Origin of the sequence: Brucella rhizosphaerae, from assembly GCF_002252475.1 — a bacterium.
GTDB lineage: Bacteria > Pseudomonadota > Alphaproteobacteria > Rhizobiales > Rhizobiaceae > Brucella > Brucella rhizosphaerae.
This window is the reverse complement of sequence record NZ_NNRK01000033.1, coordinates 100,557-119,625: the sequence shown is the minus strand read 5'-3', so window position 1 is coordinate 119,625 and position 19,069 is coordinate 100,557. Positions and strand designations below refer to the sequence as shown.

The following is a 19,069-nucleotide window of genomic DNA, read 5'->3' as shown; positions in this document are numbered from 1 at the left end:
AATTCTCCCGAAAGGGTTCTGCATATGCAGTGGCTTGATAAAACAGTTGAAGGCGTTTGGGAACAGCTTCACTGGAAACGTAAACGCCGGCGTGTTTAACGCCGGCGTTTGATAATTATGCGGCGGCGTTGAGTTTCTTTTCCGCAGCTTCGACAGCAGCCTCTGCTGTGATGCCGAAATGCTTGTAAAGATCGTTGATCTCACCCGAAGCGCCGAAGCCCTTCATGCCGATGAACACACCGTTGTCGCCGATGAAGCGTTCCCAGCCGAGGCCGAGCGCTGCTTCGATAGCAATCTTGACTGGCGCATTTCCAAGCGTTGCCTGCTTGTATGCATCGCTCTGTTCTTCAAACAGCTCAAAGCAAGGAACGGACACAACGCGGGTTGCAATGCCCTTGCCTTCAAGAAGGTCGCGAGCCTTGAGTGCGATTTCCACTTCCGAACCGGTTGCGAAGATCGTGACCTTGGCGTCGTTGCTTGCTGCGGCAAGTTCGTAAGCGCCAAATCCGGAGAGGTTTTCTTCGCGATGTTCGGTGCGCACGACTGGCAGGTTCTGACGGGTCAGAGCCAGCGTTGAAGGTGTCTTGGTCGACTTCAGCGCGAGCTGCCAGCATTCTGCTGCTTCCACCGCGTCTGCCGGACGGAAGACGTTGTGGTTTGGAATTGCGCGCAGAACAGCCAGATGTTCAACCGGCTGGTGGGTCGGGCCATCTTCGCCAAGACCAATGGAATCATGGGTCATGACATAGACGACGCGGATGCCCATCAGCGATGACAGTCGCATTGCCGGACGGCAATAATCCGAGAAGGTCAGGAAGGTGCCGGAGTAAGGAATGAGGCCGCCATGCAGCGTCATACCATTCATCGCAGCAGCCATGCCGTGTTCGCGGATACCATAGTGGATATAACGGCCACCGTAGTTTTCGGGCGTAACAGCTTTGGTCTGGCTGGTCTTGGTGTTGTTGGAACCAGTCAGGTCGGCAGAGCCGCCGATGGTTTCAGGCACAACGCCATTGATGACTTCCAGAGCCATTTCCGACGATTTGCGGGTTGCGACCTTCGGCTTTTCAGCGGAAAGCTTCTTTTTGTATTCGATGATGGTTTCATCGAAGTTTGCTGGCAGATCGCCACGCATGCGGCGTTCAAACTCAGCGCGGGTTTCAGCATCAACATTCGCCAGACGCTTTTCCCATTCCAGACGCTTCTTGGCAGAGTTCAGGCCAGCAACGCGCCATGCGTCGAGAACCTCAGCAGGAACCACGAAAGGCTCTGCCGACCAGCCCAGTGCCTTACGGGTTGCAGCGACTTCTTCTGCACCGAGCGGCGAACCGTGGACCTTGTTGGTTCCAGCCTTGTTTGGCGAACCGAAACCAATAGTGGTCTTGCATGCGATGAGCGTTGGCTTTTCCGAAACTCTGGCAAGTTCAATGGCCTTGGCGATCGCATCCTGATCATGGCCGTCAACAGCAAGCGTGTTCCAGCCAGAAGCGGCGAAACGTGCAGGCTGGTCGGTGTTATCGGAAAGGGAAACGGCACCATCAATGGTGATGCTGTTGTCATCCCAGAAGACGATGAGCTTGTTAAGCTTCAGATGACCGGCAAGCGCGATGGCTTCCTGGCTGATGCCTTCCATGAGGCAGCCGTCACCGGCAATCACATAGGTGTAATGGTCAACAAGGCTATCGCCGAACTGTGCGTTCAGGATGCGCTCGGACAGTGCCATGCCGACAGCGTTGGCAATGCCCTGACCAAGTGGACCGGTCGTGGTTTCGATGCCTGCGGCATGACCATATTCCGGGTGACCTGCGGTGCGTGAACCCAGCTGACGGAAATTCTTGATTTCGTCGATGGTGATATCTTCGTAGCCCGAGAGGAAGAGCAGCGAATAAAGAAGCATCGAGCCGTGACCTGCTGACAGCACGAAGCGGTCGCGATCTGGCCAATGTGGATTCTGCGGGTCGTGGGACAGGAAACGCGTATAGAGCGTTGTCGCAATGTCGGCTGCGCCCATAGGCAGGCCGGGATGGCCGGAATTGGCTTTCTCAACCGCATCAATCGAGAGAAAGCGGATAGCGTTGGCCAACTGGTTTTGTTTATCGGAATTCGTCATGGTCTCGGCCGTCTTTCCATAGAGGTTTTAACGGGGTTGCGGCGATGCCTGGGGACTGAAGCACGAACTCCTTATACTAAACGATTTAATCTCTTTAAACCGATTAAATTCTTCAGATGCTCGCGCTACAGAAGGCTTTGGGACACATAGCACCTGCGCCCGAGGAGTCAACAAAACGATGGCTTTTCGACGATAAACAGTCCGCGACCGCACTGTTAATACTGGCAATTTATGGGCTATTCATCACCGAAAAGCCTTTTTTGCGCTGATAACGGTGCATGAACAGCCAGTCTGGCTCGTCATTTGTTGCTTATCGGGCGGTCGATTATTACAGTCTTTTCAAAGATGCCCGTCCGGCAGGCGCGATTCGATGTCTGTGATCTGGCATTGGAAAGGATATGGATGGCACCCGAAACAACCCTCAGGCAAGTCCTAGAACGGCTGGAAAAGGCACTCAACACGCTTGAACAAGCGGTGGACTTGCGGCTGGACAAGGAAGGCGATTTCGCCGAAGCCGAGGAAGAGGTGCAGCGCATGAACGCTGACCGCAGCCGTCTTGCTCAGGAACTCGATCAGTCCGAGGCGCGTGCGGAACGGCTGGAAGCCGCAAATCGCGAAGTCTCGCGTCGTCTTGTGACGGCTATGGAGACCATCCGCGCCGTTCTGGATCGATAGGGGAATAAGCATGGCGACTGTTACCGTTACAATCGACGGCAAAGCTTATCGCATGGCCTGTGACGAAGGGCAGGAGGAGCATCTCTCCGGTCTTGCTGATCGTTTCGACCAGTATGTCACCCACCTCAAATCGTCGTTCGGTGAAATTGGTGATCTGCGTCTGACAGTGATGGCTGGCATCATGGTGATGGACGAGCTTGCTGAAACACAGAAGCGTATCAAAGGTCTTGAGACCGAGATTGAAACTCTGCGCCGATCGCGTGATGAGGCATTGACCAGTGCCGACAAGAACGATGCGGCTATTACCGGCATGCTTTCGGACGTGGCCGCCCGGCTTGAACAGGTCGCCTCGCGCATTGCGCCGCGCCCAAGCTCTTCGTAACGAAAATATAATAGCTCATATCAAGGTAGCTACTGGCGCTCACCTCTGACAGGGCCTATATAGGTTGTCGGCGTACTGCGCTTCCCGACAGGTGTTACAGCATCCCCGGGGCCTTATTGATCTCTAAGGGAGCTGTCCCTGTGAAGGCCTGTGGGCTTTCGCATATGGCACCCACCTACGTTGTAGGTTCCCGGGATCAATCACAACCATCGGTCGTCGTGGTCGCCACTTTTCTTTATTAGCAAGACGGTGTTGGTCCGTAGAAGGACTAAAAATCGGTCCGCTGCACAGTTTTCCCATGCAGATGGTTTCCACTTTGCGGTGACATGCTCTAAAACGCCTTATCCTTCAAAGATATGTGCGTTTTTAGATGACATCCTCTCTTCCAGATTCACCCGGCTTTTTTGAACGTTTGCGTGTTGCGGTTCCCGTGGCGGCTGCTTACGGACTATTGCTCTATATCCTCATCTGGGTAAATGCGGCGCGGGAATGGATGCCGTTCATCGGCGGGCTTATGCTTTTGCCGATGGCGATATCGAGCCTTGCTTCCAGCCTGAACGATCCACGTGCGGAAAAAGGCCTCTGGCGCCATGTGAGAATGGGTTGGATGATTATCGGCGGCCTTGTTGTTGTCAGCATGGTTGGCTTCAGAGAAGGTGGCATCTGCGTTATAATGGCCTCGCCATTTTTCTGCGTTTTTTCCGCACTTGGTTCCTGGATAACGCTGTCGCTTATTCGCCGATTTCGCACGCCGCGCTCCACAATGTTGGTTATCGCGCTGCCGTTGTTGTTTTTTCCGTTCGAACCTTTGCTGAATTATGAGCCGCATGATGGCGCCGTGACAACAATCATTGATATTGCAGCAACGCCGGAAGTCGTCTGGCAACAGACTGCCGAGATTCGCAATGTTCGTCAGGACGAACTGTCATGGACATTCAGCCATGGTATTGTCGGCGTTCCACAGCCGGTGGATGCACGCCTTGAGGGAACGGGAGTTGGTGCCGTGCGTCAGCTTGAATGGACGCGGGGTGTCAAATTTCAGGAAATCGTGACGCGCTGGGAAGAAAACAGACTTCTGGCGTGGGATTTCCGGTTTTCCTCCGATTCGATCCCCGCAGCGGTCGAGGCTCATATTGATGTGAACAGCGCCTATCTGAAACTCGCCAATGGCGACTATCGCCTTGAACCTTTGCCCAACGGTCATACACGCCTCACACTCACCACCCGCTACCAGATTGCGACGCCGATCAATTTCTATTGTGACTGGTGGGGCAAGGTGTTTCTCAACGATTTTCATGGTGTTGTGCTGAAAGTCATACGGGATCGTTCAGAACGGATTGCAGCTGCTTCTTGACGGATGCCGCCATTCCGGGTCCACTGGCAAAGTAACTGGAGGGCGCTGTAATGAACGATAATGGACAGCATCAGGGTGATGACAAGCAGGCGCTGAGGCGTGCGGTGCTTTCGCGCCGCGATGCGCTTGATCCGCGGTTTCGCTATGAGGCTTCCTTGTCCGCAGCTAAAAAGGCCGAAACGGCTATCGTCGCTCTCAAAGGCATGATGATCGCTGGCTATTGGCCTATTCGCTCAGAAATCGATCCGCGTCCGTTATTGTCTTTCATGCGTGAAAAAGGTGTGAGGCTTTGTCTGCCTGTAGTGCTCGATAAGGAGACGATCGCCTTCCGTGAATTTCTACCCGATGCGGAACTGGTTCAGACGGGCTTCGGCACCATGGGGCCGGACAAAGATGCTCCGCTGGTCGATCCGGCCATCATGCTTATGCCATTGGCTGGCTTTGACAGCCGTGGTCACCGGTTGGGCTATGGTGCCGGACATTATGATCGGGCGTTGGCGCGCTTTGCCGCGCGTGGTCTGGAACCGCTGTTGGTGGGCATGGCGTTTGACTGTCAGGAAGTGGCACATGTGCCCAATGAGCCGCACGACATCGCCCTTCACCAGATACTGACCGAGACTGGCTTGCGCTCATTCAATCAGGGCTGATAAAGACGCATTTATGAGATTACTTTTTCTTGGTGATATGGTGGGCCGGTCGGGGCGCACGGCGGTCTATGAAAAGCTGCCGGGGCTGATCTCCGATCTCAAGCTGGATTTTGTGATCGTCAACGGTGAGAATGCCGCTGGCGGCTTCGGCATAACCGAAGAAATTTTTCACGATACGATCCGCGCCGGTGCTGATGTGGTGACGACAGGAAATCACGTATGGGATCAGCGTGAAGCGCTGGACTTCTCCAAACGTGAAGACCGTTTTCTGCGTCCCGCTAATTTTCCGAAAGGGACGGCGGGCAAGGGTGAGGGACTCTTCATTGCGAAAAATGGCGCACGCGTGCTTGTGTCCAATGTGATGGGTCGCGTTTTCATGCATCCGGATCTCGATGATCCTTTCATCGCGGCTGAGAAGATCCTTGAAGCCTGTCCGCTTGGTGAACAGGCGGATGCCGTGTTCTTCGATTTCCATGCGGAAGCAACCAGCGAGAAGCAATGCTTCGGCCACTTTGTCGATGGCCGGGCCAGTGCTGTTGTTGGAACGCACACCCATGTGCCGACTGCGGATTGCCAGATTTTGCGCAATGGTACGGCCTATATGTCTGATGCAGGCATGTGTGGCGATTATGACTCATCGCTTGGCATGGACAAGGAAGAGCCGCTCAATCGCTTCTTGTCGAAAGTACCCAAAGGCCGTTTTGAAGCAGCCAGCGGCCCAGCGACAATTTGCGGTGTCGGGATAGAGATTTCTGACCGCACGGGTCTTGCCGAAAAAGTGGCTCCATTGCGCATTGGCGCAAGGCTTGAAGAGACCATTCCGTCGTTCTGGAAATAACGCTTCATTTTGTGCTGATTTACGAAGTTATCGTCAATCGGGTGGCTGATTGCAGATAGGCGACCGCCGCCCGTTGAACGCTTCTGCGGAGTTCCTATTTCCTTGCGATGAGCTTTCGTAAGGGGACACGACTCAATGGAGTTTTTTGCCGAGCATCTGGCATTTCTTTCAAGCCCGGGCGGATGGGCCGCACTGATCACGCTGGTGACGATGGAAATCGTCCTTGGCATCGACAATCTTATTTTCATATCGATTCTGACCAATAAGCTTCCCGCCGAGCTGCAATCCAAAGCGCGGCGTATTGGTATTGGTGCAGCGCTCATTCTGCGTCTGGCATTGCTGTTTACGATCTCGATCATCGTGCAGCTTAAAGAGCCGGTCTTCCACGCCTTCGATCATGGTTTCTCCTGGCGTGACATTATTCTGATCGCTGGTGGTCTTTTCCTCGTCTGGAAGGCTACCAAGGAAATCCATCACACGGTCGATCCGGAAGACGGTAAGGACAATATCGGTGGCAAAGTCGTTCAGCTGACGATGAGTGCTGCCATCGTGCAGATATTGATCCTTGATCTGGTGTTTTCGGTCGATTCGATCATTACCGCTGTCGGTATGACCGATGAAATTGCAATCATGGTCATTGCGGTGCTCGCTGCCGTTACCGTCATGCTGGTTGCCGCTGATCCGCTGTCGCGGTTCATTGCCAACAATCCAACCATTGTGATGCTGGCACTGGGCTTCCTGCTGATGATCGGTATGACGCTGATTGCCGATGGCTTCGGTTTCCACGTGCCAAAGGGCTATATTTACGCAGCTATGGGTTTCTCGGCACTGGTTGAAGGGCTCAACATGCTGGCACGGCGCAGGCGAAAGCAGTGATTGTGCTCTGAAATTAAAAAGCCGCCCTTTGATTAAAAGGGCGGCTTTGTCTTGTCTGCGTTATCGTGCGGCAGCTTTGAGAATAGCAGCACCGAGCGCCGACTTGATGAGCGCACCGATGAGGAATGGTGTGACGCCGAAGGCCACAGCCTTTTCAATGCCTATGGCGCCTGCAAGCCACATTGCGCCGAGTGCGAGGCAAAGAAGGTTGCCAGCGAGAAACGATACGAAAGCAAGGCCGACGCGCTTACCGTTCCAGCCGCGTTCTGCCAGATAACCGGTCACTGCTGCGATGATCGGAAACGAGACGAGATAGCCAGCTGTCGGGCCAGCAAAATGCTGAATACCACCAGCGCCACCAGCCAGAACTGGCAAGCCAATCATGGCTTCACCGAGCCATGCCAGAACGGTGATAAGGCCAAGACGCCAGCCATACAGCGCACCAATCAGCGGGACGATCAGTGTCTGCAGCGTGATTGGAACCGGAATCATTGGCACGGCGACTTGTGATGTAATCGCCAGCACCAATGTGCCGAATGCAACGGCTGCAAGACGCATTGCCGGTGAACGGGATTCCAGATTGAGTGGGCTGAACGTTGCGCGTGGTTGCGTGATGCTTGCCATGGCTTCCTCAAATTATAGATAAAATTAAGATTCGATCTATTTAAATTCAGGCGAAAGGCGGCGTTTGGCAAGGGCGAAATTAATAAAATATATAAATCGCCAGCCCTAAGGCGCAAGCCGCCCGGAAACTGGAAGATTCATAGCTGTGATTTTAAATGGTCAGCCGACGATAGCGAAGGAATCGCGGGTTTTGCCGGAAGCAGTCTTGACCGGGCGATGGCCAATCCACTGCACATGGCGGGCAAGAATCGTGGCGGCAACATCGACATCATCTTGCCGGAGCGCGGTCAGAATTGCACGGTGATCGTGATCAGTCCGTGTTTCCCATTCAGAACGCCATGTTGCAAACAGAAAACGTGCACTGGCTGCGTGGAGATCGTCTATCGCCGCGAGCAGGCGAGGCATATTGCAGGGGGCGAGAATCAATCGGTGAAAACGACGATTCGCATCTTCCCAGCTCTTCACATCGCGCGATTTATCGCCTTCAAGAGTTGCTTGCTCTGCGGCATCGAGTGTGGCGCGGGTGATATGCGGAGCGGCGTGGCGCAGCGCCAACACTTCAAGTGCGGCCCGCATTTCAGCAACTTCATGGAGTTCGCTGATATCAAACGATGCGACACGCACACCCCGGCGCGGTTCCGACACAGCAAGCCCTTGAGCCTCAAGTCGTCGAAAAGCTTCGCGCACCGGCACATGGCTGGTCTCAAATTCTTCAGCAATATGATCCTGGCGCAGCTTGGTGCCCGGCTCGATCTCGCCTGCGATAATACGGTCCGCAAGGATACGGCTGATGCGGGCGGTTATTGTTTCGCCGGGAGTGTCACTGGAGCGCTGATTCATGATTTTATAGATAATATTGTTTGCTGCATCACGTCGAGGCTTAAGTGCTTTATTGACATAGGAATTACCAATTCAGCGCTTTTGCTGGACGAATGAGGCTCAATTCCTTATAACGCGCGCATTCTGCACGGAAAGCACGGTGGCCCGAGCTGTGGCCTGCCCTATTCTCATGTGACGCTTTCTCCGTGCGCTTCATTAGAACAGAACAGGGGTGCCATGGCTGGCCATTCACAGTTTAAAAATATCATGCACCGCAAAGGGCGCCAGGATGCCGTGCGGTCGAAAATGTTTTCCAAGCTCGGACGCGAAATTACTGTTGCGGCCAAGCAGGGTCTACCTGACCCATTGATGAATCCGCGCCTGCGTCTGGCAATTCAGAACGCCAAGGCGCAGTCGATGCCGAAAGACAATATCGAACGCGCCATCAAGAAGGCCGCCGGCAATGACGGCGAAAACTATGATGAAGTGCGCTACGAAGGTCGTGGCCCGGGCGGTGTTTCGGTCATCGTTGAAGCTCTGACTGACAACCGCAACCGTACCGCTTCCAATGTTCGTGCTGCCTTCACAAAGTCGGGCGGTGCGCTGGGTGAAACCGGTTCTGCGTCTTTCATGTTCGATCGCGTTGGCGAAATTGTTTACAAGGCCGCGGTCGGCGACGCCGACAAGGTCATGGAAGCAGCTATCGAAGCTGGTGCTGATGACGTTCAGTCGGGCGAGGAGGAGCATGTGATCCTCTGCGCCTTTGAGGATATCGGTGATGTGTCCAAGGCTCTTGAAGCCTCTTTGGGGGAAGCCGAATCGATCAAGACGATCTGGAAGCCACAGACCAATACTGAGCTTGATGAGGAAAAGGCGCGCTCTGTGCTCAAATTGCTCAATGCGCTTGAAGACGACGATGACGTGCAGAACGTTTACACGAACTTCGAAGTCAGCGAAGAAATCATGGAAAAGCTGAGCGCCTGATTTGGGCTTTTAGTTTTGGATTTGAAAACTCCCGGCCAGTCCGGGAGTTTTTTATTATGCTGAAGAGTTGGGGGCGGCTTGCCGCAATAAGTCCTCATATAGCGCATCCATTGCGCCGGTATCAGCCACGCTTACCAATTTCATATGGTGAGTTTGTGCGGCGGCTTGCATCTCGATGTTTTCACGAAGCGAGCGCTCAATGAATTTGTCTGTTATGGACTGATGAGGTGCTTCGACCCTGCTGTAGCCCGCCTCGCGACGCATTCGTTCTTCAAGAAAGCCATCTTCCGCATAAAGGCAGATACGGGCCGTGAAAGCAGGATTGAGCGTCGCAAGATATTCCGGGCGTAACGCTGAGCCTTCAAAGATGAATGGCCTTCCGGCACGGATTTCATCTTCGATTTTTCGCCTGATGACCGGCCAGATATTTTGATGATGCACTTTCAAAAACCAGTGAATCGTCTCTGATGACAGGCGTTCATAATATTCGGCGATGGCGGGACGGACTGTGGGCCATGGACGCCCGGGATGGCGGGCAAGATCATCCGTCAAAAGGATGTTCCATCTAAGTTCGTCAGCAAGCCTGCGGGCAAATGTGGTTTTGCCCACGTGAGATGTGCCGGTAATCAGGATATCGGAAAGTGCTCGCTCCATCATGACTTCCAATACAGCATCGGCCAAAAACCGGGATCGATTTCTGGAAAGCGCGATGCGCAGATTAAAGAAGTGAGAGCGTCCTTAAGGGCGCACAAAGGACGCTTTGATCATCTTTGAAGCAAAGATTATAGCGCTTGTTCGTACTTTAAAAACAGCAACAAAAAACCCCGCCGGAGCGAGGTTTTTCGTAAGTTCATCAATGACGGTATTAGATACCGAGATTGCCGAAACGGTTTTTGAACTTGGTTACGCGGCCACCGCGGTCGAGCAGGGTCTGCGAACCACCGGTCCATGCTGGATGCGTGGATGGATCGATATCGAGATTCATCGTATCGCCTTCCTTGCCCCAGGTAGAGCGGGTTGAATATTCAGTGCCATCGGTCATCACGACCTTGATGGTGTGGTAGTCGGGATGGATATCGGCTTTCATCTTCTCAATCCTGAACGTCTGGGGAGAAAAGCCCAGCTCTAATGTTTGAAACTGCGGCACTTTCGCCCAATGGCAGATATGAAGACCCGTTACTTGCAGGCAACGGCTTCCAAAAGGGTTGGCGAGCCTATACATCAGGCGCACAGCAATAACAAGGGCGCAATCTCAAGAATGGCCAGCAGAGACAGTCAAATTCGCATGAATCCCGATTTCGATGCACAGGAAGGCCGTAAACGCCGCTCGCTGAAGCCTCTGAAGCGTATGGTTCCCTTCCTTTCACGCTACAAGATTCTGGTTGTAGGCGCGCTTTTCTCGCTGGTTCTGGCTGCCGTGACGACGCTTGCGGTTCCTGTGGCTGTGCGCCGGATGATCGATCACGGCTTCACGGGCGCCAATGCGATCTTCGTCAACAATTACTTCGGTATGCTGGTCGCGCTCGCGCTCGTATTGGCTGTTGCTTCTGGCCTTCGCTATTTCTTTGTGATCTCGCTGGGCGAGCGCGTGGTGGCCGATCTGCGCAATGCTGTTTTTACACATGTCACAAGCCTTTCGCCGGAATTCTTTGATCGCTCGCAGTCGGGCGAGATTGTTTCGCGTCTGTCTGTCGATACCACGCAGATCAAGTCGGTCGTTGGCGCGACCGCTTCCGTTGCACTGCGAAATCTTATTCTGGGCATCGGCGCGCTCATCATGATGATGGTCACAAGTCCGAAACTGTCGGCCTTGGTGATCGCGGCTATTCCGCTGATTGTTATTCCGCTGATTGCTTTTGGTCGTTCCGTGCGTCGTCGTTCGCGTATGACACAGGATATGCTTGCACATGCCAACGCCTATGCGAGCGAACAAATCGGTGCCATGCGCACTTTGCAGGCCTTCACCAATGAAAACATGGTTGTGGGTCGCTTTGCAGGTGCTGTTGAAAAGGCCTATCAGGCCGCACGATCTTCGATCAAGGCACGTGCAATCCTGACCGGGTTCGCGATTTTCCTGATCTTCTCAAGTGTTGTCGCGGTATTATGGTTCGGTTCGCGTGATGTGCTGTCAGGCACCATGACCGCAGGTACGCTGGGTCAGTTTGTTCTCTATGCTGTGTTTGCAGCCAGCGCATTTGGTGCGCTTTCGGAAGTGGGTGGTGAACTCGCGCAGGCAGCCGGTGCCACAGAGCGTCTTGCAGAAATACTGGATGAAGATCCTGATATTGCCGCACCGTTGAAGCCTGTGGCCTTGCCGGAGCCACCGCGGGGCGAAATCAGCTTCGATTCGGTGCACTTCTCTTACCCGACACGCCCGGATGCTCCGTCATTGAATGGTGTGAGCTTTACTGTAAAGCCCGGTGAGACGGTTGCGATTGTTGGTCCGTCTGGAGCCGGGAAAAGCACAATCTTCTCGCTGGTGATGCGTTATTACGACCCACAGGCAGGTGCAGTGCTGATGGACGGTGTGGCATTGCCGGAAGCCGACCCTGTCGCTGTGCGTGCGCGCATTGCTGTGGTGCCACAGGATGTTGCGATATTTGCAACCAGTATCCGTGAGAATATCGGCTTTGGCAGACCCGGTGCGAGCGATGCCGACATTGAAGCCGCCGCGAAGGCCGCCCTGGCGCATGATTTCATTCTGGCATTGGATAAGGGTTACGATACTGAAGTCGGCGAACGCGGTGTCACCCTTTCCGGTGGTCAGCGCCAGCGTATTGCCATAGCACGCGCTATACTGCGCGCCGCGCCGGTTCTGTTGCTTGATGAAGCAACATCAGCACTGGACGCGGAGAGCGAAATGCTGGTGCAGAAGGCGCTTGATGTGCTGATGGAAAATCGCACAACGCTCGTTGTGGCCCATCGTCTGGCGACGGTGCTTAAAGCCGACCGTATTCTGGTGCTCGACAAGGGCCGGATTGTGGAAGAAGGCACGCATCAGACTCTCGTTGCAAAGGGCGGCATTTATGCGCGCCTCGCTAAGCTGCAATTTGAAGCAGGGGCGGGAGCCTTTGGTATCTGAATAAGCAGGGCTAAAAGCCCTTCCTGATTCTTTTTTTGCGCATCCCGAAAGCCCTTTGGCTCTTTCAGGATGCGCTTTAGCTTTATCGCTCTGTCAGTTTAAGTTCGATACGGCGGTTTCTGGCACGTGCATCCGGCGCGTCGGAACTATCCAATGGCTGGTACTCGCCAAAGCCCGCTGCGACAAGCCTATTGGCGGGAACACCATTGGCGATCAGATATTTGACCACAGCCGTTGCACGTGCAGATGAAAGTTCCCAGTTGTCACGGAAGCGCCCGGTGCCTGCGAGCGGCACGTTATCGGTATGACCATCGACGCGCAGGATCCAGTTTATATCATCCGGAATTTCCTGATTGAGCGTAATAACCGCATCGGCGAGTTTTTTCATTTCTTCCTGACCAGCAGGATTGAGATCAGAGGAGCCTGTTGGGAAAAGCACTTCCGACTGGAACACGAATCGATCACCGACAATGCGGATGTTCTCCTTGTCGGAAAGAATCGCCCTGAGGCGGCCAAAGAAATCTGAGCGGTAGCGGTTAAGTTCCTGCACCCGCTGTGCCAGCGCCACATTGAGGCGGCGCCCGAGATCGGCAATCTTGGCATTCGACTCGCGGTCCCGCGATTCGGAGGCATTGAGCGCATCTTCCAGTGCTGCAATCTGGCGCCTGAGGGCGGAAATCTGCTGATTGAGCAGTTCTACCTGTGAAAGTGCCTGTGCGCTGACCTGTTTTTCTGCATCAAGGTTCTGGCTCAGTTCTCCAGCACGTTTTTCTGCTGCAGCACCTGCACCGGTTCCTTCGTTCAGCAAAGCTTGCAGGCGGGAACGTTCGCTCTCTGCCCCGGATAGGGAGGCCTGCAAATTGGCAATCGTATCCTGCATGTCCTGCGAGTTGCTTTTTTCCAGGGACAGAAGCTGCGTCAGTTCCTGTATCTGGCTGTTGAGGCGTGCCAGCGCGGTGTCTTTGCTGTCGACATCGCGGCTCAACAAAAACTGCCCCAGCACGAAGACGGTCAGCAGGAACATGATGGCCAGAAGCAGGGTCGTCAGCGCGTCAACAAAGCCCGGCCAGTAATCGACATGACGCTGCGGACGGCGGTTACGAGCAAGTGCCATGATGCTTACTCCGGCCGCTTGCTGTCGTTTGGCCGCTCATTGGCAGCTTTCGAGCTGATGGCTTTGTTGAGACGATCGAGCGTTTCGCGGATAGCTTTCTGTTCTTCTGCCTGTTTCTCGACCCAGTCGCGCATCATTTGCTGTTCGCTGCGCATGCTTTTTACAAGCCCCTGAATGCCTTCAGCCAGATTGGCGAGTGCTGCTGACGTGCGCTGGCTTGAGGCTTCACCGCCTTGCAGGTTTTGCACGTGTTCAGCGAGGTTACGAATGCCGCCAAGGTTATCTTCGGGCGTCAGATCGGAATTCAGGTCTGTTACCGATGAAAGCCAGTTTTCAAGTTCGGTATAAAAACGATTCTGCGCACGACCCGCTTGCAGATCAAGGAAACCCAGAATGAGCGAGCCGGACAGGCCAAAGAGCGAGGATGAGAATGCTGTTCCCATGCCTGACAGTGGAGCTTGCAGGCCGGCTTTGAGCGAATCGAGCACATCTGTTGTGCTCCCCGAACTTGGGTCAAGTGACTGAATGGTCTTGCCGATGGAGCCGACAGTCTCAAGCAGACCCCAGAAAGTGCCGAGCAGGCCGAGAAAGACGAGAAGGCCAATCAGATAGCGCGATATATCGCGGCTTTCATCGAGGCGGGTGGCAATCGAATCGAGGATCGATCGCATCGATACCGTCGTGAGCGCCATGGATTGTCTGCGTCCGATGAGCGCACGCATGGGAGCAAGCAGCACAGGTGGGCGCGTGGCTCCGTCGCGTTCGCCGTCGCGGAAGGAATTGACCCACCTGATTTCCGGAAGCAGGCGCAACACCTGACCGAAGGCCAGCAGAATGCCGACCAGCAATACAAGGAGAATCAGACCGTTGAGACCGGGATTTGTAACGAAGAATGTATGGATTTGCCGCATGAGCACCGCTGCCAGGAAGGCGACGATGATGAGAAAGATCACCATGGAGAGAATGACGATTCTCGGGCTGCTCAGGCGGTAGGGGTCATAATCCCGTGCATCGTCCAGTCGTTCCCGTGAAAGTCTCAAATCGCTCATGCGTCTATGCTCCATGGTCGGGTGCTCAAACAGAATCCTACTTCATTAGTTCATGAAGCGGAATCATCTGAAACAAGAAAATTGCACAGCTTTATGACGTGGGCTGTCAGCCTTGCGATGAGGCCAAAGGCTGATTGTGAAGTATAGTTTTATAGTAATATCGGTAGCAATTATAAATTCAGATGATGTTTGTTTTTATATAAAAATTGCTACTATAAATTCAATAAATTATTGTTATTTTTAAATTTATTAGTTTTGTTATTTATTGTTTGTGTTTTTTTTATAGATGAGGGTAGTAATATGCATTGGTGGCAGATTCTTGGTCAGATACTTGAAGCTATTGGTAAGGCGTTGGGGCAGCTTGGTTAATAACTAGGCGGTTTATACTTAGGATATTTCTTGATCTAAGTGAACCAGTCCAGCACACTGAATTAAGAACAAAGCCGAGCGATAAATCGCTCGGCTTTGTTTGCATATCTTATAAAATCAATCGCTCGCTTAAAGGCGGTTACGATAAAACTGCGAAGCCGTTTCTTTAGATTGGCTTCTTGATCGTCTTCAACAATGCACTGTGAATGGTTTCATTGCCAGCAACAATGGTCTTGGTACCGAAGATATCCTGACCGCCATTCTTGTCAGAGATGAAACCGCCAGCTTCGCGGATCATCAGCATGCCTGCGCCGAGATCCCACGGATGCATGCCATCTTCCCAGAAACCATCAAGACGGCCTGCTGCAACATAGGCCAGATCAAGGGCAACGGCGCCCATACGACGGATACCAGCCGTTTCGGCCATGACATTGCGCAGTTCGATGAGGTAGTGGCCGTGCTGGCCACGACCCAGATGTGGAATGCCAGTACCGATCACGCAATCGACCAGCTTGTTGCGCGCTGCAACACGCAGACGGCGATCATTGAGGAACACGCCGCCACCGCGTTCAGCGGTGTAAAGCTCGTCCATGGCCGGATTGTAGATAACGCCAGCAACAATCTGTCCCTGACGCTCAAGAGCGATAGAGACTGCGAAAACCGGAATACCGTGAAGGAAATTGGTGGTGCCATCGAGTGGATCGACCAGCCAGCGATGCTGACCGTCTTTGGATTCGACCTCACCCGATTCTTCCATCAGGAAGCCAAAATCCGGGCGGGCGCGGCTCAATTCCGTGTAGATAATCTTTTCCGCTTTGCGGTCAGCCTGACTGACGTAGTCGCCGGGACCTTTGAGGGAAACCTGTAGGTTCTGGACTTCGCCGAAGTCGCGCGCAAGGCTGCGGCCGGCCTTCATTGCGGCCTGTACCATGACATTGAGAAGGGCTGAGCGGGCCATTTCTTTTATCCTTTTTGGCGTGATCCCGAAACGTGGCTTCCAGCTGGATCACACAGTTTTAGTAGATATCTTGATGTTTCGGACGCGAAGACGTCTGAAAACAATCGGGGAATTGAGTAATCTGAGAAAGAACAGTCGCAACCGAGAGCATTTCCAATTTTGAATGAATCAGAGGAATCACTCTAAATATTTGTTCTGGCTACGACAAAACATGCGGCACCTGAAACAAGCGCCGCATGTCGATAGGCGTGATTAAGCGCGGCTGATGTATGTCAGTTCGGTAGTATCAACAATGACGCGTTCGCCAGATGCGATGAATGGCGGAACGAGGATACGGATACCGTTTTCAAGCACAGCTGGCTTATAGGAAGAAGCAGCGGTCTGGCCTTTTACAACTGGATCAGCTTCGACAATTGCAAGGGTTACCTGTTCTGGAAGACGAATGCCGATTGGCTTTTCTTCGTAGAGTTCAACGGTGACCATCATGCCGTCCTGAAGGAAGGCAGCGCGGTCGCCAACGAAATCTTTCAGAAGTTCGAGCTGTTCATAGGATTCGGTATCCATGAAAATCAGCGCTTCGCCCTGTTCGTAGAGGAACGAGAAGTCCTTCTGTTCCAGACGGACACGCTCAACAGTTTCAGCAGCGCGGAAACGTTCGTTGAGCTTGGTGCCGGTGATGAGGTTCTTCAGTTCAACCTGATTATAGGCGCCACCTTTGCCGGGCTTGACCGCATTGGTCTTGACCGCAGCCCACAGGCCGCCATCATGCTCGATGACATTGCCGGGGCGGATTTCGTTACCATTGATCTTCATGAGCTTAATCCGGGAATAAATGTGAAAACTGTTGCGGCCCGGCGCATCACGACAGAAAGGCAATCTCCCGCTTTATTTCGGGGGTTGCGTCCATCTTTAACTCGAACCACGATAATCGGGTCTCCAAGACCATAAAATGAGGCTTTGTGCAAGCCTGAGCGAGCATTCAGCTCATTTTGAGTGCAATAACTAGCGTCAACTTTGCCATGTGGACGAGTATTTTTCCGGCCGTTTCGATCGCGTCGCGTTGTATTTTACCGCAATTTCTTGTGGCCTGATGCCGGAATCTGCCCTATGTCCGAACACGAGTTCCCCGTGCGGGATCGGAGGAGACCTGGTTTGTCGCGGTCATTTTGTCTTCTCAAACGGGCAAGATGCGGCAACCCGTTCTCGTGTTACTTGCACACATTATGGAGAGGCTTATGAGAACCATTGTGAAGGCATTGCCTGCTTTTCGCCGTCAATATGTTCGTTCTGCTGTGGCAGGTTTGTTGGTCTCCACCTTTGCGGTTGTGTCCGTTCCGGTTTTTGCGGCAGCCGCCTCACCGACAGTCAGCGCACATCAGAGCGGCGCTGCAGTTTCAGAGCCTGACGCTGCAACGGTTTTAAAGTCGATCTACAAGGTTGCAGGCGATGGCTCCGATTCCTATGACGTCGGAAAAGGAATAACGGCGACCTACTGGTCCGGCCATGCGTTTGAGCTGGAAGGAAAACAGTACTTTACTGGTTTTGCCTGGGAAAGCCGCGAACAACAGGGTGATTCCGGTGAGACTGAACCGGGGCCGGGCGCGCAGGTTAATCTGTCTGAAGCTACCTTCACGCTTTCCGATGGCTCATGGACGCTCCAACATGCCGCGCGTGATATCGGTGCGATGGGCTCTTATGACAAGCCTGATGAGGTTGATACCAATCGCAAAGCGTTGGAACATCGGACGCCAGCGGGCAAGCTGATACTGGCGATTCCTATTGCGGGTTTCGACCGCGGCACGTCTTACAATGGCTATGATGTGTTTGCGTTCGACAAGTCATGGACCCGTGTCGGCTATCTCATGGCGGGTGAGGACAATGGTGCGGCCTGTTCCGATGGTGAAGTCATGCCATGCATATCAAATTTGGGAGAGGTGACTTTTGCTCCTGATGGCAAGTCCGATATGCCGAAACTGGTTGTCAATTTCAGCGGTACGACGATTTCTGCTCCGGACAAGACACGTGAGCTTGGCGCTGGTGATGCGAAGACTTACGTCTATGATGCCGGTAAAAAAGCCTACGAAAGCCAGTAAGACACCCTGTCTGGCCTGAAATGCAAAACAAAAGCGCGTCACTTCAGGTGACGCGCTTTTTGCATTTTAAAACATCGACAATGGGAGATATTACCGGACGCGCAGATTGTTAGCAGTCTGGATTGCTTCCTTGAGCTGATCGTCTGACAGGCCGTCCATCATGTCATTGAGGTCTGGCGAATGGAAACCGGCGCGCTGCGCGATAACGTACCAGGCTGCGGATTTCACAAGATCGCCGTCAGTGCCGATTCCATCGCGATAAAGGCGGGCGAGCCATGCCTGTGCCAAGACCATACCGCGCTGGGCAGCAATCTGGATCCAGCCAAAACCCTGCTCATAATTTCGCTCGCCGCCACGGCCTTCGATCAGCCAGCGCCCAAGGTCATATTGAGCGGTGTCATAGCCTTTACGAGCAGCAAGAAGCAGATATTCCCGCGCTTTCTTGTCATCTTTTGCTATTTTGTCAGTGCCGTTGGCGTAAACTTGGCTGACTGCGTATTCTGCGTCGGGCAGTTTAGCTGCAGCCGCCTTTTCAAACCATGGAAATGCCAGATCAATTCCAGCCTTGCCAGACGCTCTCATCATGACAAGCTGGCCGTAATTGAACTGCGCCATCGCGTTGCCACCTTCGGCAGCTTTTTGCATCAACGCTGTGGCTTTGGCGGCATCTTTCTTAATGTAACGGCCCTGAAGCAATAAGGCGGCATAGCGAAACTCTGCTTCATTGACGCCATTATCAGCAGCCTTTGCATACCATTCGGCAGCCTTTTTCTGATCGGCAGGCACACCCAGCCCGCGGGCATAGATTTCCGCGATAAGGGTTTGCGATGCCGGGTCACCCTTTTCTGCCTGCGGCTTGGCGAGATTAAAGGCTGTCAGATAGAGCCCGCGCTGATACGCGCCAAAAGCCTCATCGGCAGGTTTGTCGCCAAATCTGCTCGGATCAATGACGGGCAGGGTATTTGTCGTCGCTGGCTGCGGCAGCATCTTTGGCTTGTCTGCAGGCTTGTCACTTTTGCCGTCATGATTTTTTTGCACGTCTGCCGGTGCGCTTGCAGCCATTGCAACAGGAGCGGATGCAACAAAGATCAAAGC

19 protein-coding genes and 1 other RNA gene are annotated in these 19,069 nt (G+C 53.5%); 10 read left to right on the top strand and 10 right to left on the bottom strand.

Translation table 11 applies throughout. The features are described 5' to 3' along the window. Positions 1 to 115: 115 nt before the first annotated feature. Positions 116 to 2,110: a transketolase gene (gene tkt, locus CEV32_RS16435; RefSeq protein ID WP_094578198.1), complete on the bottom strand. Its 1,995-nt coding sequence runs from the start codon at positions 2,108 to 2,110 to the stop codon at positions 116 to 118. Between the two features lie 402 nt (positions 2,111 to 2,512). Between tkt and CEV32_RS16430 the strand changes: the two genes are divergently transcribed. The 7 genes from CEV32_RS16430 (at position 2,513) to CEV32_RS16400 (ending at position 6,882) form a co-directional block, all read left to right on the top strand. Continuing rightward, the gene (locus CEV32_RS16430) at positions 2,513 to 2,785 is read left to right on the top strand and encodes a DUF4164 domain-containing protein (protein ID WP_010661399.1); all 273 of its coding nucleotides are present in this window, start codon (positions 2,513 to 2,515) and stop codon (positions 2,783 to 2,785) included. Positions 2,786 to 2,795: 10 nt separating this feature from the next. Next, positions 2,796 to 3,167: a cell division protein ZapA gene (locus tag CEV32_RS16425; protein WP_024895737.1), complete on the top strand. Its 372-nt coding sequence runs from the start codon at positions 2,796 to 2,798 to the stop codon at positions 3,165 to 3,167. Between the two features lie 69 nt (positions 3,168 to 3,236). Next, positions 3,237 to 3,395, top strand: a non-coding RNA gene (gene ssrS, locus CEV32_RS16420) — 6S RNA. A 142-nt stretch (positions 3,396 to 3,537) separates the two neighbouring features. After that, a complete protein-coding gene (locus CEV32_RS16415) occupies positions 3,538 to 4,521 on the top strand; it encodes an SRPBCC family protein (protein WP_094578197.1) in 984 nt (327 codons plus the stop codon). 50 nt (positions 4,522 to 4,571) lie between these two features. Continuing rightward, a complete protein-coding gene (locus tag CEV32_RS16410; protein WP_094578196.1) occupies positions 4,572 to 5,168 on the top strand; it encodes a 5-formyltetrahydrofolate cyclo-ligase in 597 nt (198 codons plus the stop codon). A gap of 13 nt (positions 5,169 to 5,181) precedes the next feature. Next, entirely contained in the window at positions 5,182 to 6,006 is an 825-nt protein-coding gene (locus tag CEV32_RS16405) for a TIGR00282 family metallophosphoesterase (RefSeq protein WP_094578195.1), read from the top strand. Between the two features lie 135 nt (positions 6,007 to 6,141). Then, a complete protein-coding gene (locus CEV32_RS16400; protein ID WP_094578194.1) occupies positions 6,142 to 6,882 on the top strand; it encodes a TerC family protein in 741 nt (246 codons plus the stop codon). Positions 6,883 to 6,942: 60 nt separating this feature from the next. Here CEV32_RS16400 and CEV32_RS16395 read toward each other — a convergent pair whose 3' ends face one another. Together CEV32_RS16395 and CEV32_RS16390 are read right to left on the bottom strand one after the other, a co-directional pair. Further along, positions 6,943 to 7,506: a biotin transporter BioY gene (locus tag CEV32_RS16395; protein ID WP_094578193.1), complete on the bottom strand. Its 564-nt coding sequence runs from the start codon at positions 7,504 to 7,506 to the stop codon at positions 6,943 to 6,945. Between the two features lie 159 nt (positions 7,507 to 7,665). Further along, positions 7,666 to 8,346, bottom strand: coding sequence for a GntR family transcriptional regulator (locus CEV32_RS16390; RefSeq protein ID WP_094578192.1), 681 nt, complete (start codon positions 8,344 to 8,346; stop codon positions 7,666 to 7,668). Between the two features lie 216 nt (positions 8,347 to 8,562). Here CEV32_RS16390 and CEV32_RS16385 point away from each other — a divergent pair, with 216 nt between their 5' ends. After that, on the top strand, positions 8,563 to 9,309 hold the full coding sequence (locus CEV32_RS16385; RefSeq protein ID WP_094578191.1) for a YebC/PmpR family DNA-binding transcriptional regulator: 747 nt from the start codon (positions 8,563 to 8,565) through the stop codon (positions 9,307 to 9,309). 54 nt (positions 9,310 to 9,363) lie between these two features. Here the strand turns inward: CEV32_RS16385 and CEV32_RS16380 are convergent, their stop codons facing one another. Beyond that, positions 9,364 to 9,963 (bottom strand): ATP-binding protein, encoded by a 600-nt coding sequence (locus CEV32_RS16380; protein WP_094578190.1) that lies wholly within the window; start codon positions 9,961 to 9,963, stop codon positions 9,364 to 9,366. A gap of 211 nt (positions 9,964 to 10,174) precedes the next feature. Further along, positions 10,175 to 10,396: a 50S ribosomal protein L31 gene (gene rpmE / locus CEV32_RS16375; protein ID WP_094505480.1), complete on the bottom strand. Its 222-nt coding sequence runs from the start codon at positions 10,394 to 10,396 to the stop codon at positions 10,175 to 10,177. Between the two features lie 69 nt (positions 10,397 to 10,465). Here rpmE and CEV32_RS16370 point away from each other — a divergent pair, with 69 nt between their 5' ends. Next, a complete protein-coding gene (locus tag CEV32_RS16370) occupies positions 10,466 to 12,391 on the top strand; it encodes an ABC transporter transmembrane domain-containing protein (RefSeq protein WP_094578189.1) in 1,926 nt (641 codons plus the stop codon). Between the two features lie 82 nt (positions 12,392 to 12,473). Here the strand turns inward: CEV32_RS16370 and CEV32_RS16365 are convergent, their stop codons facing one another. The 4 genes from CEV32_RS16365 to efp form a co-directional block, all read right to left on the bottom strand. Beyond that, positions 12,474 to 13,505 (bottom strand): peptidoglycan -binding protein, encoded by a 1,032-nt coding sequence (locus CEV32_RS16365; protein ID WP_094578188.1) that lies wholly within the window; start codon positions 13,503 to 13,505, stop codon positions 12,474 to 12,476. Between the two features lie 5 nt (positions 13,506 to 13,510). Beyond that, positions 13,511 to 14,554, bottom strand: coding sequence for a MotA/TolQ/ExbB proton channel family protein (locus CEV32_RS16360; RefSeq protein WP_094578187.1), 1,044 nt, complete (start codon positions 14,552 to 14,554; stop codon positions 13,511 to 13,513). 535 nt (positions 14,555 to 15,089) lie between these two features. After that, entirely contained in the window at positions 15,090 to 15,881 is a 792-nt protein-coding gene (locus tag CEV32_RS16355; protein WP_094578186.1) for an inositol monophosphatase family protein, read from the bottom strand. A gap of 252 nt (positions 15,882 to 16,133) precedes the next feature. Next, entirely contained in the window at positions 16,134 to 16,694 is a 561-nt protein-coding gene (gene efp / locus CEV32_RS16350) for an elongation factor P (RefSeq protein WP_094578185.1), read from the bottom strand. A gap of 422 nt (positions 16,695 to 17,116) precedes the next feature. On the opposite strand from efp, the gene CEV32_RS16345 reads away from it, so the two are divergent. Then, a complete protein-coding gene (locus CEV32_RS16345) occupies positions 17,117 to 17,974 on the top strand; it encodes a hypothetical protein (protein ID WP_208620864.1) in 858 nt (285 codons plus the stop codon). Positions 17,975 to 18,064: 90 nt separating this feature from the next. Here CEV32_RS16345 and CEV32_RS16340 read toward each other — a convergent pair whose 3' ends face one another. Further along, on the bottom strand, positions 18,065 to 19,036 hold the full coding sequence (locus tag CEV32_RS16340; protein WP_235818843.1) for a tetratricopeptide repeat protein: 972 nt from the start codon (positions 19,034 to 19,036) through the stop codon (positions 18,065 to 18,067). Positions 19,037 to 19,069: the final 33 nt, after the last annotated feature.

Bases quoted from the DNA above. Each gene is read 5' to 3' on its own strand.
- tkt (WP_094578198.1), bottom strand. From the start codon at position 2,110: ATGACGAATTCCGATAAACAAAACCAGTTGGCCAACGCTATCCGCTTT.
- CEV32_RS16430 (WP_010661399.1), top strand. From the start codon at position 2,513: ATGGCACCCGAAACAACCCTCAGGCAAGTCCTAGAACGGCTGGAAAAG.
- CEV32_RS16425 (WP_024895737.1), top strand. From the start codon at position 2,796: ATGGCGACTGTTACCGTTACAATCGACGGCAAAGCTTATCGCATGGCC.
- CEV32_RS16415 (WP_094578197.1), top strand. From the start codon at position 3,538: ATGACATCCTCTCTTCCAGATTCACCCGGCTTTTTTGAACGTTTGCGT.
- CEV32_RS16410 (WP_094578196.1), top strand. From the start codon at position 4,572: ATGAACGATAATGGACAGCATCAGGGTGATGACAAGCAGGCGCTGAGG.
- CEV32_RS16405 (WP_094578195.1), top strand. From the start codon at position 5,182: ATGAGATTACTTTTTCTTGGTGATATGGTGGGCCGGTCGGGGCGCACG.
- CEV32_RS16400 (WP_094578194.1), top strand. From the start codon at position 6,142: ATGGAGTTTTTTGCCGAGCATCTGGCATTTCTTTCAAGCCCGGGCGGA.
- CEV32_RS16395 (WP_094578193.1), bottom strand. From the start codon at position 7,506: ATGGCAAGCATCACGCAACCACGCGCAACGTTCAGCCCACTCAATCTG.
- CEV32_RS16390 (WP_094578192.1), bottom strand. From the start codon at position 8,346: ATGAATCAGCGCTCCAGTGACACTCCCGGCGAAACAATAACCGCCCGC.
- CEV32_RS16385 (WP_094578191.1), top strand. From the start codon at position 8,563: ATGGCTGGCCATTCACAGTTTAAAAATATCATGCACCGCAAAGGGCGC.
- CEV32_RS16380 (WP_094578190.1), bottom strand. From the start codon at position 9,963: ATGGAGCGAGCACTTTCCGATATCCTGATTACCGGCACATCTCACGTG.
- rpmE (WP_094505480.1), bottom strand. From the start codon at position 10,396: ATGAAAGCCGATATCCATCCCGACTACCACACCATCAAGGTCGTGATG.
- CEV32_RS16370 (WP_094578189.1), top strand. From the start codon at position 10,466: ATGGCAGATATGAAGACCCGTTACTTGCAGGCAACGGCTTCCAAAAGG.
- CEV32_RS16365 (WP_094578188.1), bottom strand. From the start codon at position 13,505: ATGGCACTTGCTCGTAACCGCCGTCCGCAGCGTCATGTCGATTACTGG.
- CEV32_RS16360 (WP_094578187.1), bottom strand. From the start codon at position 14,554: ATGAGCGATTTGAGACTTTCACGGGAACGACTGGACGATGCACGGGAT.
- CEV32_RS16355 (WP_094578186.1), bottom strand. From the start codon at position 15,881: ATGGCCCGCTCAGCCCTTCTCAATGTCATGGTACAGGCCGCAATGAAG.
- efp (WP_094578185.1), bottom strand. From the start codon at position 16,694: ATGAAGATCAATGGTAACGAAATCCGCCCCGGCAATGTCATCGAGCAT.
- CEV32_RS16345 (WP_208620864.1), top strand. From the start codon at position 17,117: ATGAGAACCATTGTGAAGGCATTGCCTGCTTTTCGCCGTCAATATGTT.
- CEV32_RS16340 (WP_235818843.1), bottom strand. From the start codon at position 19,036: ATGGCTGCAAGCGCACCGGCAGACGTGCAAAAAAATCATGACGGCAAA.